This window comes from Pantoea sp. App145 (genome assembly GCF_047947045.1).
Classification (GTDB): domain Bacteria; phylum Pseudomonadota; class Gammaproteobacteria; order Enterobacterales; family Enterobacteriaceae; genus Pantoea.
This window is the reverse complement of sequence record NZ_CP133290.1, coordinates 3626017-3639945: the sequence shown is the minus strand read 5'-3', so window position 1 is coordinate 3639945 and position 13929 is coordinate 3626017. Positions and strand designations below refer to the sequence as shown.

Sequence of the window (13929 nt, the reverse complement as noted above, 5' to 3'; positions counted from 1 at the left end):
CCGAAATCCGCAGATTCCGGTCTCACCAGTGAATACGCTTTTGGTTATTCACTTCTCTTTTTGACGACCTCATACATGCTGATAATGAAATCGTACTGAGCCTTGTTAAGCCGCCATCCTGGTAATGGGGACGTTTTATTTCTTAAAATGACAACGGGGAAAATGTCTTTTTTATTGATTGGCAGAACACGTACTACATGAAACTCCTTAAACTCTTTTTTTGGCATATCTGTCTTCCAGAAAGGTTTGCCGAACCAGAATTCCTCCATGACTTATCAATAAAATCATTAAGATAAGCACCACTCCAGAGGTATCCCTGCATGCCGTATATGGCTTTATTCGCCAGCAGTTCAACATGGCGCTGGGTTTCAACCCCCTCAACAATGACGCCACTGCATAAATCGTTGAGATGGCCTAGCAAAATGTCAAATATGTGATTTTCGCCATATTTCCAGAAAAAAGCCTTGTCGATCTTGACGCATTCAAATATTCCGCTACTCATCATGGTTAGATTGGAATATCCCGGACCAAAATCATCGAGCCATAAAGGGGCTAATTTCGCCAAACCTTTTAAAATCAACAGATCTGCACGCGTATAACGGGCAATGAAAAAGGCCGATATTTCGAAGCGAAAAAAGGGTAATAGCGCCAGTTTTTGCTGGATGCCCTCATCAGTGAAGATGCAGGTTACAATATCCCTGTTAATGTTTACGCTAATGATCTGCTGGAAACCTTTGCGATAAAGTTTTTCAAGGTGTTCAATCTGCAACAGGAATATCTGCCATTTCTCATCCACCGATAAGTGGCTGAAAAAAACGGGTTCTCTGGCTGAGTTACGCTCATGGTTAATATCGGCATCATCGGCAAAACGCGTCAGCAATTCCCAGGCAATCAGCTTGCCTGATAAACCGTATACCGGTTCCAATATGAAGACGTATTGCTGTTGCATGCCCACCAACGCTCCCTTTCACCACGATCCAACAGGATCTAAATGTCAGAATCCCTCATGTAAACAGCATGAAAAACATCGCTAAAACTTAACTCCCTTACTGAAGGTTAACGTATAACTTACAGTTTGAGAAATAGGCAAGGCCTAATCATCCGCTTCGTTTAATAGAAATCTCAAATTGATTTACTTTTGGCACTGTTTGAAGCGCGATCAAAGTTTCAGATAAGTCTTAGATAAAAATACTCACCCCAATCATCACGACAAGATAAAAACAAATTAATACATTGATTTTTTAAAAAAAAAATAAAATAAATCAGAAAAAACTCATCTGATATCAAAAAGCCATAATTTAACCTGCGATCATATGTTTCCTAAAAGCTCCAGAAAGCAAAAAGGTAACTCAGAGTAATTATTATGTGACCAATGATCAAATTATTGTTATGCATAAAAATAAAACATAACAGTAAAGCTGTTTAGTAACGGAGAGTAGTCACACTAATAGTGATGATAATCGTGCAAAGCATTCAGGTAGCGGTCTCGCTTTTTTAAATAAATGAATAAGATAGCTATTAATCGAGGGTTTATTCTTGCCTGTTGATCACCTCGTTTATTAACACGGTGACCACGATCGCAAATTGAATAAGATGGATGACAACGGAGATAATAACGGAGCAGAAAATAAACCGAGCCACGGAGGTGGCTCGGTAAAGAAATGATTAATTATTCGTCTTCAAGATAGGTATAGCCATACAGCCCGCTTTCGAATTCTTCAAGGAACTGCGCACGCAGTTCTTCGTCGATATCGGTCTGCTTCACCTGATTGCGGAACAACGTCATCAGTTCCGCCGGATTCAACTGAACATATTGCAGCATATCAGCCACAGTATCGCCTTCATCTGACAGCTGCACTTCGACACTGCCATCCGGGAAGGCAAACACATCCACGGCTTCTGTATCACCAAACAGGTTATGCATGTTGCCCAGGATTTCCTGATAGGCCCCAACCATAAAGAAGCCTAGCATTGGCGGGTTGTCGATATCGTATTCCGGCATCGGCATGGTTGTGGCTATGCCATCACCGTCGACATAGTGATCGATGGTGCCATCGGAGTCACAAGTGATATCGAGCAGCACCGCGCGACGCTGCGGCATTTTGTTCAGCCCTTCCAGTGGCAGTACCGGGAACAGCTGATCGATACCCCAGGCATCCGGCATCGACTGGAACAGTGAGAAGTTGACATAAATCTTGTCTGCCATACGTTCCTGCAGCTCATCGATAATCGGGCGATGTGCACGATTACTCGGATCGAGATGCTGCTGAATATAATGACAGATGCTGAGATACAACTGCTCGGCCCAGGCGCGCTGGCGTAGATCATAAGTACCCGAAGAATAACCGGTGTGGATGTCGAACAGGTCCATCTGGCTGTCATGCAGCCACTCACGCAGCGAACGACGCACGTTAGGTTCGTGCATCTCCTGCCAGGTATCCCACATACTTTGGATTGGACGCGGTGCATCAACATCCGGCGCGACCGGCGTGCTGAATTCGTTACGTTCGACCCCAATAATGTTGGAAACCAGCACCGTATGGTGCGCCGTCACCGCACGACCGGATTCGGTAATCACCGTCGGATGCTCCAGCCCATTTTCTTCACAGGCATCACCAATCGCCCAGATCACGTTATTGGCGTATTCATTCAGGCCATAGTTAACCGAACAATCCGACTGCGAGCGCGTCCCTTCGTAATCCACCCCGAGACCGCCACCCACATCGAAACATTTAATGTTGACGCCCAGCTTCGCCAGTTCGACATAGAAGCGTGCCGATTCGCGCACACCGGTGGCGATATCGCGAATGTTGGCCATCTGTGAACCAAGATGGAAATGCAGCAGTTGCAGGCTGTCGATACGACCGGCCTTACGCATGATCTCAACCAGCTGCAATACCTGCGAAGCCGCCAGACCAAACTTAGATTTCTCACCACCGCTCGACTGCCATTTACCGGAACCCTGTGACGCCAGGCGCGCGCGGATACCCAGACGCGGCACCACATTGAGACGTTCGGCTTCTTCCAGCACCAGTCGCACCTCGGTCATCTTTTCGAGTACCAGGTAAACTTTATGACCGAGCTTCTCACCAATCAGCGCCAGGCGAATATATTCGCGATCTTTATAGCCGTTACAGACGATAACCGTACGCGTCTTACCGGCGTGGGCCAGTACCGCCATCAGCTCCGCTTTGGAACCCGCTTCCAGGCCCAGCGGCTCGCCGGAGTTAACCAGCGATTCGATCACACGTTTGTGCTGGTTAACCTTGATCGGATAAACCAGGAAGTAATCACCTTTATAGCCATAAGATTCACGCGCGCGTTTAAAGGCACCGTTAATCGAACGCAGGCGATGTTGCAGAATCTGCGGGAAGCAGAATAACGCAGGCAGACGCTGACCATCCGCTTCACGTTCTTTCACCAGCTTAGCGAGATCGACACGAACTTCCGGCATGTCCGGATCCGGGCACACGCTGATGTGACCCAGTTCGTTCACGTCATAATAGTTATTGCCCCACCAGGCAATATTGTAGGTGCGCAGCATTCTGCTCGCTTCCAGGTCGTTCATCGCCACCTCCTGCATGGAGCGGAGTACACCCTGTTCGCCTGCTGACGAACCCTTGATATTCTTCATGTCGTCAGACATCGCGAACCTCAATTTTCCGTTGGAATAAGAAACAGTTGCCGATTTTTGTCATTGTTACGTCGGGAAAAAAATGCCCCATCCTGCGCAGACTCCCTCATCAGGTGCTACTGGTAAGTGTAAAACACCGGGCCGGGATGCGTGCAACCGGGCCAGAAATAGCCTGACATTTCCAGCGCTGTGGGCGCGTGAAAAACATCGACAGAATTGTGGGGACAGTTTAGCCGGCGCTCGTGTCGGGATAATTACCGCAACGAACAAAACTTCGACTGGAGAGTAAAACAGAAATGGAAATGGGAAGGATGGCCAGCGCGCACGCTGAACGCAGTGAACCGTATAAAGAGAAAGATGGGTTCATTACTTTAATCACCTCCAACGCATGGGGAAAACATGCGGTAAACGGCCTGGGTGAAAGCCAGATATAGACATATCTGACGAGCGCGACGCACGGCGGCGTCATCCTTTTGGGCTGTGTCGACAGCAGCGGCGATTTATACAGCCTGACGCGTAAAATTGCAAAAGCTTTCATGTAACCTGCCGATACCCTGTGAGTAGCGGGCATCCGTGTCAGGAAAATTTGCCAGTTCAGCTGTTGCGTAAAATGCGGAAACAGAAAAAGGGCTGGTAATTCGCTCAGTGAGTAACCTAGAATAGCCATCCAGATGCTCATCCATCTATACTGGTTAATTAACTTCCAGGCTGGCCTTGCTTACGCTACGCAGTCGAATTCAAACCATTTGTAAGGTAAAGAACAGAATGGCTAAACACCTTTTTACGTCTGAGTCCGTATCAGAAGGACATCCTGATAAAATCGCTGACCAAATTTCTGACGCCGTGTTGGACGCCATCCTTGAACAGGATCCGAAAGCACGCGTGGCCTGCGAAACATACGTGAAAACCGGTATGGTGCTGGTTGGCGGTGAAATCACCACCAGCGCATGGGTTGATATCGAAGAGATCACCCGTAATACCGTTCGTGAAATCGGCTATGTTCATTCCGATATGGGCTTTGATGCCAATTCCTGTGCGGTACTGAGCGCCATCGGTAAACAGTCCCCTGACATCAACCAGGGCGTCGATCGTACCGATCCGCTGGAGCAGGGAGCCGGTGACCAGGGCCTGATGTTTGGCTACGCCACCAACGAAACTGATGTGCTGATGCCTGCGCCGGTAACCTACGCGCACCGTCTGGTGCAGCGTCAGGCTGAAGTGCGTAAAAATGGCACCCTGCCGTGGCTGCGTCCGGACGCGAAAAGCCAGATTACTTTCCAGTACGATGGCGGCAAGATTGTCGGTATTGACGCTGTAGTCCTGTCAACTCAGCATGCTGAAGATATTTCTCAGGCTGACCTGCGTGAAGCCGTAATGGAAGAGATCATCAAGCCGGTTCTGCCGACTGAGTGGATCAACGCCAGCACCAAATATCATATCAACCCGACTGGTCGTTTCGTTATCGGTGGCCCGATGGGTGACTGTGGTCTGACCGGTCGTAAAATCATCGTTGATACCTACGGCGGCATGGCTCGTCACGGTGGCGGTGCATTCTCCGGTAAAGATCCATCAAAAGTTGACCGTTCTGCAGCTTACGCTGCACGCTATGTGGCGAAAAACATCGTTGCAGCCGGTCTGGCTGACCGTTGTGAGATCCAGGTTTCCTACGCGATTGGCGTGGCCGAACCAACCTCCATCATGGTGGAAACCTTCGGTACCGAGAAAGTGGCAACCGAACAGCTGACCCTGCTGGTACGCGAATTCTTCGACCTGCGTCCTTACGGTCTGATTCAGATGATGGACCTGTTGAAACCGATCTACAAAGAGACTGCTGCTTACGGTCACTTTGGTCGCGAACACTTCCCGTGGGAAAAAACCGACAAAGCCGCACAGCTGCGTGAAGCTGCCGGCCTGTAAGTTTTAGCCCATCAGTGAAAAATCAGGGAGGCCTTTGGCCTCCCTGATTCATTTCTGTCGCGCGTCCCTCACCTGCTACGCTTACTGCATCCTGTTTACAACAAAATGTTAACGATTACATTTTGAAACGCTTTAAATATCTGTGATTTAGGAATTTTGCAGCGTAGTCATTCCAGTAAAAATGCGTTATTTTCAGCGTCGTCTGATAGCCGATATTTAGAATGATGTCAGAAACTTAACGGGTGCTATACCTTACTGGTTACTGAACCATTCCGGGCGAAAAATGCTGAATTACAGGGTTTCAGTGTGTGTAACCGATTACATTCATGTGATCGCCCTCACTTTTTCCCGGAAGCAGGTTCCTTAACATTGATAAAAACAACGATGGATAAATTTGGAGGCAATATGCCTGGCAATACTCATAAAAGCAGGACCTCGAATAAGGCAATGACCTTATTCGTCTGCTTTCTCGCGGCTCTGGCCGGCCTGCTGTTCGGTCTCGATATTGGTGTCATCGCGGGTGCCCTGCCCTTTATCGCAAAAGATTTTAACGTGACTGCTCACCAACAGGAGTGGATCGTCAGTTCCATGATGTTTGGTGCCGCAGTAGGTGCCATTGGTAGTGGCTGGATGTCTTCGCAACTGGGTCGTAAAAAGAGCCTGATGGCCGGTGCCATTTTGTTTGTCATTGGCTCCCTCTGGTCAGCCTTTGCACCTAACCCGGAAATGTTGATTGTTGCCCGTGTGGTTCTGGGTCTGGCGGTGGGTGTGGCGTCTTACACCGCGCCGTTGTATCTCTCTGAAATCGCACCGGAAAAAATCCGCGGCAGCATGATTTCTCTGTACCAACTGATGATCACCATCGGTATTCTGGCAGCTTATCTGTCCGATACCGCGTTCAGTGATGCTGGCGCATGGCGCTGGATGCTGGGCGTCATCACCATTCCGGCAATCCTGCTGCTGGTCGGTGTGGTGTTCCTGCCAAATAGCCCACGCTGGCTGGCGGCAAAAGGTAACTTCCGCGATGCACAGCGCGTACTGGATCGTCTGCGTGACACCAGCGAGCAGGCGAAACGTGAGTTGGATGAAATCCGTGAAAGCCTGAAGATTAAACAGTCAGGCTGGCAGCTGTTCCAGAGCAATAGCAACTTCCGTCGCGCAGTGTTCCTCGGCGTGCTGTTGCAGGTGATGCAGCAGTTCACCGGCATGAACGTCATCATGTACTACGCGCCGAAAATCTTTGAAATCGCTGGTTTCGCCAACACCACGCAGCAAATGTGGGGCACGGTGATTGTCGGCCTGGTGAACGTGCTGGCAACCTTTATCGCTATCGGCCTGGTGGATCGCTGGGGTCGTAAACCGACGCTGGTACTGGGCTTCCTGGTGATGGCGGCAGGTATGGGTATCCTCGGTTCCATGTTGCACGTGGGTATTCACTCCGAAGGTGCGCAATACTTTGCGGTTGCTATGCTGCTGATGTTTATCGTTGGTTTTGCCATGAGTGCCGGCCCGCTGATTTGGGTACTGTGCTCTGAAATCCAGCCGCTGAAAGGTCGTGACTTTGGTATCACTGTCTCAACCGCCACCAACTGGATTGCCAACATGATTGTCGGCGCAACCTTCCTGACGATGCTGAACTCGCTGGGCAACGCACCGACCTTCTGGGTTTACGCGGGACTGAACGTGTTCTTTATCCTGCTGACACTGGTGCTGATTCCGGAGACCAAAAACGTCTCACTGGAGCACATCGAACGCAACCTGCTTTCGGGCAAAAAACTGCGCGAAATCGGTCAGCAGTGATCGAGATATAACGCACAAGGGCTGCCAGCTGGCAGCCCTTTTTTATTGCCCGCCCCGCAACGGTTGAGTTCCCTGGCGCAACATCTTATGCTGGCCGACATGAAAACACCCCGCCTGCCTATCGCTGTACAACAAGCCGTCATGCGCTCACTGCGCCAGTTCCTGCAACTGGCTAACGAGCGGCTGGAACGCAGCTATCCCGAACCCAAACTGATCTATCAGCAACGCGGCACCGCGGCGGGAACCGCCTGGCTGGAAAAGTGGGAAATTCGCCTCAACCCGGTATTGCTGCTGGAAAATCAGCAGGCATTTATCGATGAAGTGGTGCCACACGAACTGGCACATCTGCTGGTGTGGAAAACCTTCGGTCGCGTTGCACCACACGGCAAAGAGTGGAAATGGATGATGGAAAACGTGCTGGGCGTTGCGGCACGTCGCACCCACCAGTTTGAAATCGACTCCGTTCGCAGCCAGACTTTCCCCTACCGCTGCGGTTGCCAGCAACACCAGCTAACCGTGCGCCGCCACAATCGTGTGCTGCGCGGCGAAAGTGAATATCGCTGCGTCCATTGCGGTACTTTGCTGCAACCCGGTGAATTTACAGCAAGTTAGTCCGATTATCCCATTTCACCCCCGCCAGCATTCTGCTAACCTGCCGCCTTTTTTCGCACCAGGTTAATTTTTGGAATATGTCTCGCAAAATTATTATCGCCCTGACCTTGTTAGTCGCGCCGCTTAGCGCGTATAGCCTTAACCTCAACAATTATCATCAGAACAACTTCCAGCAAGCCAAAGAATACGCGGCCTATATCAATGCCGATGCTCCCGGCAGTTTCTACTGTGGCTGCAAAATTAACTGGCACGGCAAAAAAGGCGTGCCAGACCTGAGCAGCTGCGGTTATAGCGTGCGTAAAAATGCTAATCGTGCAGAACGCATTGAATGGGAACATGTTATGCCAGCCTGGGAGTTCGGCCATCAGCGTCAATGCTGGCAGAACGGCGGCCGTAAGAATTGCAGCAAAGATGCCGACTACCGCCGGATTGAGAGCGATCTGCATAACCTGCAACCGGCGATTGGTGAAGTGAACGGCGACCGTGGCAACTTTCAGTACAGCCAGTGGAACGGTGGTGATCAACCTTATGGTCAGTGCAGCATGAAGATTGATTTCAAACAGAAGCTGGCGCAGCCGCCGGAACGCGCGCGTGGCGCGATTGCCCGCACCTACTTCTATATGCGCGATCAATATCACCTGAGTCTGTCACGCCAGCAAACTCAGCTGTTTACCGCCTGGGATAAGCAATATCCGGTAACGCCGTGGGAGTGCGAACGCGATAACCGCATTGCCAAAGTCCAGGGTAATCATAATCCTTATGTGCTTCAGGCTTGCCAGCGCTAAAAGCGCTACCCTAAACTAGCGGTTTTCCGATTGGGCCGTGCCTGAGGCACGGCATTAACGCTGGCAGGAACCCAATGCGTATACCTCGCATTTTTCACCCCGAATCACTGACTGTGGACAGTGAGATTTTCCTCGACGAAGACGCCGCCAACCACGTCGGGCGTGTGCTGCGCATGAGCACCGGCCAGCGCCTTGAGCTGTTTGATGGCAGTAATCTGACTTTTGCTGGCGAAATCACCCAGGCCGATAAAAAGCGTGTACAAGTAAGAGTCCTTACCAGCCAACTGGACGATCGCGAATCACCGCTGCACCTGCATCTCGGCCAGGTGATGTCGCGTGGTGAAAAGATGGAATTCACTATTCAGAAATCGATCGAGCTTGGCGTCAACGTCATTACGCCCTTGTTTTCTGAACGCTGCGGCGTAAAGCTGGATGCAGAGCGTCTGGCGAAGAAAATTCAGCAATGGCAGAAAATCGCAATTGCCGCCTGTGAGCAGTGCGGCCGTAATCGTGTGCCGGAAATTCGGGCAGCGATGACGCTGGAGGCATGGTGCGCTGAAGCGGATGACGGTCTAAAACTTAATTTGCACCCGCGCGCCAGCCACAGTATCAACACGCTGCCGCTGCCGGTGGAACGCATCCGTCTGCTGATTGGCCCGGAAGGTGGCCTGTCATCAGACGAAATTAGCATGACGTCGCAGCATGGTTTTACCGATATTCTGCTGGGACCACGCGTGCTGCGCACCGAAACCACCGCTCTCACCGCCATTACGGCACTTCAGGTGAGGTTTGGTGACCTCGGTTAAGGGATACTTGCGGGTTACAGACTAGGCAGGGGTAGCTGATTCCCCCTTTGAGGAGAGAATAATGATTAAGCTTGGCATCGTTATGGACCCGATTTCGTCCATCAACATTAAAAAAGACACCAGCTTCGCCATGTTGCTGGAAGCACAGCGCCGTGGTTACGAAATTCACTACATGGAGATGAACGATCTCTCCCTGCGCGGCGGCGTCACTTATGCGCGCACGCGCCTGCTCAGCGTGGAACAAAACTACGACAAATGGTACGAATTTGGCAGCGAGCAGGAGATCAAACTGGCCGATCTCAACGTGGTGCTGATGCGCAAAGATCCGCCGTTTGATACCGAGTTCATCTACGCCACCTATCTGCTGGAACGCGCGGAAGAACAAGGCACGCTGATCGTTAACAAACCGCAGAGCCTGCGCGACTGTAACGAAAAACTGTACACCGCCTGGTTTGCTGATTTAACCCCGGACACCCTGGTCACCCGCAGCAAAGAGAAACTGCGCGCGTTCTGGCAGGAACACGGTGATGTGATCCTGAAACCGCTGGACGGCATGGGCGGCGCATCGATCTTCCGCGTGAAGCAGGATGACCCTAACTTTGGCGTGATCACCGAAACCCTGACCAACCACGGCCAGAACTTCTGCATGGCACAAAATTACCTGCCAGCGATTAAAGACGGTGATAAACGTGTACTGGTCGTGGATGGTGAACCCGTCCCGTACTGCCTGGCGCGCATCCCGCAGGGTGGCGAAACCCGTGGTAACCTCGCGGCAGGTGGACGTGGCGAAGCACGCCCGCTGAGCGACAGCGACTGGGAAATTGCCCGTCGTGTTGGCCCCACGCTGAAAGCAAAAGGGTTGATTTTTGTCGGTCTCGATATCATCGGTGATAAACTGACTGAAGTGAACGTAACCAGCCCGACCTGCGTGCGTGAAATTGAAGCCGCCTTCCCAATCTCCATCACCGGTATGCTGATGGATGCAATTGAGAAACGTCTGGGCTAAGGATGCCGCCGGAGCCTGTGCTCCATGAACCACCCAATACCGGTATTGCTGCGGCAATGCCGGTTATTTTTGGTATACGAGTGAGAATGAATTTACAGCATCATTTTTTGATTGCGATGCCATCCCTACAGGATCCCTTCTTCAAACGCTCGGTGGTCTACATTTGCGAGCATAACGAAGACGGTGCCATGGGCTTAATTATCAACAAGCCAATGGATAATCTGACGGTTGAAGGCATCCTTAAAAAGCTCAAAATCAGCCCATCAGATCGCGATCCGGCCATCAGGCTGGATAAACCGGTATTCGCTGGCGGCCCGCTGGCGGAGGACCGCGGCTTTATTCTGCACTCTGCTCAGCGCATCTATTCATCCAGCATCCGCATCTCCGACACCACCGTGATTACCACTTCACGAGATGTACTGGAAGCCATTGGCAGCACCTCCCAGCCGGAGAACGTGCTGGTAGCGCTGGGTTACTGTGCCTGGGAGAAGGATCAGCTGGAAAACGAATTGCTGGAAAATGCGTGGCTGACGACGCCAGCTTCCACCAATATCCTGTTCCAGACACCGATCGCGGAGCGTTGGCGTGAAGCCGCTAAATGCCTGGGCGTGGATATCCATAATATGACCAACGATGCAGGGCACGCCTGATGGCCAGTGAAACACTGCTGGGTTTTGATTTCGGCACCAAAAGCATCGGTGTAGCCGTCGGCCAACAGCTGACGGGAACCGCACGCGCGCTGACCGCGTTAAAAGCACAGGACGGTACGCCGGACTGGAATCAGATAGAGCGTCTGCTGAAAGAGTGGCAGCCCGATTACGTGGTAGTTGGGCTGCCGTTAAATATGGATGGCACCGAACAGGAACTGACGGCGCGCGCCCGTAAATTTGCCAATCGTCTGCATGGTCGGTTTGGCGTGCGCGTCGAGTTGCAGGATGAACGCCTCAGCACCGTTGAAGCGCGCGCCGGTTTGTTCGAGCGTGGCGGCTACCGCGCCCTGCAAAAAGGACGGGTTGATGCGCAATCGGCGGTGATCATCCTTGAGGATTGGTTCGACAATCACTGATCCATCAGATTACCCCCTGTTGTCGCCGTGCCTGCTCACTCTGGGCAAAGGTTTGCATCCCGGCCTGAGCGCCGGTTTGCAGCACGCCCGGCAGCTGATGCATCTTGCCCTCACGAATCAGATTAGCCACTGCCGGGGTCGCCACCAACACTTCAAATAAGCCAATCCGCCCCCCGTTTTTCGCCGCAACCAGACGTTGCGCCAGCACCGCTTTCAGGCTGCCCGCCAGCTGGCTGCGTACCAGGTTCTTCTCCTCGGCAGGGAACACATCCACCAGCCGGTCCACCGCCTGGGTCGCCCCACGCGTGTGCAGTGTCGCCAGCACCAGATGGCCGGTTTCGGCTGCAGTTAATGCCAGCCGAATGGTTTCGCTATCGCGCAGCTCACCCAGCAGAATCACATCCGGGTCTTCACGCAGCGCCGCTTTCAATCCCTGACGAAACGAGGCGCAGTGCGCCCCCACCTCCCGCTGCTGAATCAGCGAACGCTGGCTGTGGTGGACAAACTCAATGGGATCTTCCAGCGTCAGAATATGGCGCGCCTGATGGCGATTCAGGCTATCTACCAGCGCCGCCAGGGTAGTGGATTTGCCGCTGCCGGTGGCCCCGGTAATTAATATCAGCCCCTCATCCAGCTGCAACAGCTGTTCAACCACCGGCGGTAAATACAGGCTGGCAAGCTCGGGAACCTGGCTGGCAATCAGACGCAACGCCAGCGATAACCCCTGCCGTTGCAGGAACAGATTGGCGCGTAGCCGCACTCCACTTGCCAGCGTGATGGCGAAATCCACATGGCCTTCCGCATTAAGCAGAGCCTGCTGCGCACTATCCAGCCACTGGGTGATAAAGGTTTCCAACCAGAGAGGATCCAGCACAGCCTGTTCGGGGATGGGTTCCAGCACGCCCTGACGCCGCCAGTGTGGCAAATGTCCGCTGCAAAGGTGCAGATCGGCGGCATTATGCTTTACACTAAGGGCCACAACTTTATCCAAATCCATAGAAATTCTCCTGACTATGACTTCCATTGAGCACAACTTACAGCAAGTGCGCGAGCGTATCGCCGCTGCCGCTGCGCGTTGCGGACGCGCGCCAGAAGAAATCACGCTGCTTGCAGTGAGTAAAACCAAACCTGTGAGCGCAGTTGCAGAAGCGATAGCGGCCGGACAACGGGCATTCGGCGAAAATTACGTGCAGGAAGGGGTTGAAAAAGTCACCGCGCTGGCCGCACATCCTGATCTGCAATGGCACTTCATCGGGCCGTTGCAGTCGAATAAGAGCCGTCTGGTGGCGGAGCATTTTGCCTGGTGTCACACCGTCGATCGACTGCGCATCGCGCAGCGTCTGAATGACCAGCGCCCGGCACATTTGCCGCCGCTTAATGTGTTAATTCAGGTAAATATCAGTGACGAGAACAGCAAATCTGGCATCATGCTGGATGCGCTGCCGACGCTGGCACAGGAGATCGCAGCTTTACCGCAGCTGCGTTTACGCGGTCTGATGGCGATTCCGGCCCCCGAGCAGGATTACGATCGCCAACTGGCAGTATGCCAGCAGATGGCTGCTGCGTTTCGTGCCTTGCAACAGGATTACCCTGGCGTCGATACGCTTTCTCTGGGAATGAGCGACGACATGGAAGCGGCCATTGCCGCAGGCAGTACCATGGTGCGCATCGGCACCGCCGTATTTGGCGCGCGGGATTATGCGCGCACTTCACAACAATAATTGAGGAACCTCATGTTAACAATGACGTTTTTAGTCAAAACGCTGATCGACCTGTACGTGATGGTATTACTGCTGCGTATCTGGATGCAGTGGTCACGCTGTGACTTCTATAATCCGCTGTCGCAGTTTGTCGTGAAGATTACCCAGCCGATCATCAAACCGCTGCGCCGCGTGCTGCCTGCTTTGGGGCCGATTGATACCGCATCGCTGCTGCTGGCGTTTGTGCTGACCACCCTGAAATACCCGATTCTGCTGTTAATTCAGGTCGGCGTGTTCTCAGTCGATCCCACCAACCTGTTGGTCGGATTGCTGTCGTTGCTGAAGTCTGCCGGTTATCTGGTGTTCTGGGTGATCATCATCCGTTCGCTGATGAGCTGGATCAGCCAGGGCCGTGGTCCGATTGATTATGTATTGATTCAACTGACCGAACCGCTGATGGCACCGATTCGTCGCATTCTGCCAGCGATGGGCGGCATCGATTTTTCTGCCATGATTGTGATTCTGGTGCTGTATGCGCTGAATTTCCTCGGCATGGACCTGTTCCCGGGTCTCTGGTACTTGCTGTAATTCGTTAATCTGGAA

14 protein-coding genes are annotated in these 13929 nt (G+C 52.3%); 10 read left to right on the top strand and 4 right to left on the bottom strand.

The genetic code is table 11. The features are described from left to right. Positions 1–193: 193 nt before the first annotated feature. From RCF31_RS16895 to RCF31_RS16885, 3 genes are all read right to left on the bottom strand, one after another. Positions 194–949, bottom strand: coding sequence for an EAL domain-containing protein (locus tag RCF31_RS16895; RefSeq protein ID WP_416411769.1), 756 nt, complete (start codon positions 947–949; stop codon positions 194–196). 720 nt (positions 950–1669) lie between these two features. After that, positions 1670–3646, bottom strand: a complete 1977-nt coding sequence (speA, locus tag RCF31_RS16890; RefSeq protein ID WP_416411768.1) for a biosynthetic arginine decarboxylase — start codon at positions 3644–3646, stop codon at positions 1670–1672. Positions 3647–3863: 217 nt separating this feature from the next. Next, a complete protein-coding gene (locus RCF31_RS16885; protein WP_416411767.1) occupies positions 3864–4301 on the bottom strand; it encodes a hypothetical protein in 438 nt (145 codons plus the stop codon). Between the two features lie 98 nt (positions 4302–4399). Here RCF31_RS16885 and metK point away from each other — a divergent pair, with 98 nt between their 5' ends. From metK to ruvX, 8 genes are all read left to right on the top strand, one after another. Continuing rightward, a complete protein-coding gene (gene metK / locus RCF31_RS16880; RefSeq protein WP_416411766.1) occupies positions 4400–5551 on the top strand; it encodes a methionine adenosyltransferase in 1152 nt (383 codons plus the stop codon). 405 nt (positions 5552–5956) lie between these two features. Then, a complete protein-coding gene (locus RCF31_RS16875) occupies positions 5957–7351 on the top strand; it encodes a sugar porter family MFS transporter (protein ID WP_313688680.1) in 1395 nt (464 codons plus the stop codon). 99 nt (positions 7352–7450) lie between these two features. Further along, positions 7451–7963 carry a SprT family zinc-dependent metalloprotease gene (locus RCF31_RS16870; RefSeq protein WP_416411765.1) on the top strand — a complete coding sequence of 171 codons (513 nt, stop codon included), beginning with the start codon at positions 7451–7453 and terminating at the stop codon, positions 7961–7963. Positions 7964–8040: 77 nt separating this feature from the next. Further along, positions 8041–8748, top strand: coding sequence for a deoxyribonuclease I (gene endA / locus RCF31_RS16865; protein ID WP_299459953.1), 708 nt, complete (start codon positions 8041–8043; stop codon positions 8746–8748). Positions 8749–8822: 74 nt separating this feature from the next. Continuing rightward, complete coding sequence (gene rsmE, locus RCF31_RS16860; RefSeq protein WP_313688684.1) at positions 8823–9554, top strand: 16S rRNA (uracil(1498)-N(3))-methyltransferase; 732 nt, start codon at positions 8823–8825, stop codon at positions 9552–9554. A gap of 61 nt (positions 9555–9615) precedes the next feature. Beyond that, positions 9616–10560, top strand: a complete 945-nt coding sequence (gene gshB, locus RCF31_RS16855) for a glutathione synthase (protein WP_013510368.1) — start codon at positions 9616–9618, stop codon at positions 10558–10560. Positions 10561–10646: 86 nt separating this feature from the next. Continuing rightward, complete coding sequence (locus RCF31_RS16850) at positions 10647–11210, top strand: YqgE/AlgH family protein (protein WP_084878574.1); 564 nt, start codon at positions 10647–10649, stop codon at positions 11208–11210. Next, positions 11210–11626 (top strand): Holliday junction resolvase RuvX, encoded by a 417-nt coding sequence (ruvX, locus tag RCF31_RS16845; protein ID WP_084876592.1) that lies wholly within the window; start codon positions 11210–11212, stop codon positions 11624–11626. The genes RCF31_RS16850 and ruvX overlap by 1 nt, the downstream gene beginning before the upstream one ends. Before the next feature lie 4 nt (positions 11627–11630). Here the strand turns inward: ruvX and RCF31_RS16840 are convergent, their stop codons facing one another. Then, positions 11631–12623, bottom strand: a complete 993-nt coding sequence (locus tag RCF31_RS16840) for a type IV pilus twitching motility protein PilT (RefSeq protein ID WP_416411764.1) — start codon at positions 12621–12623, stop codon at positions 11631–11633. Positions 12624–12639: 16 nt separating this feature from the next. Between RCF31_RS16840 and RCF31_RS16835 the strand changes: the two genes are divergently transcribed. Beyond that, complete coding sequence (locus tag RCF31_RS16835) at positions 12640–13347, top strand: YggS family pyridoxal phosphate-dependent enzyme (RefSeq protein WP_084876594.1); 708 nt, start codon at positions 12640–12642, stop codon at positions 13345–13347. Between the two features lie 12 nt (positions 13348–13359). Continuing rightward, a complete protein-coding gene (locus RCF31_RS16830; RefSeq protein WP_021186199.1) occupies positions 13360–13914 on the top strand; it encodes a YggT family protein in 555 nt (184 codons plus the stop codon). Positions 13915–13929: the final 15 nt, after the last annotated feature.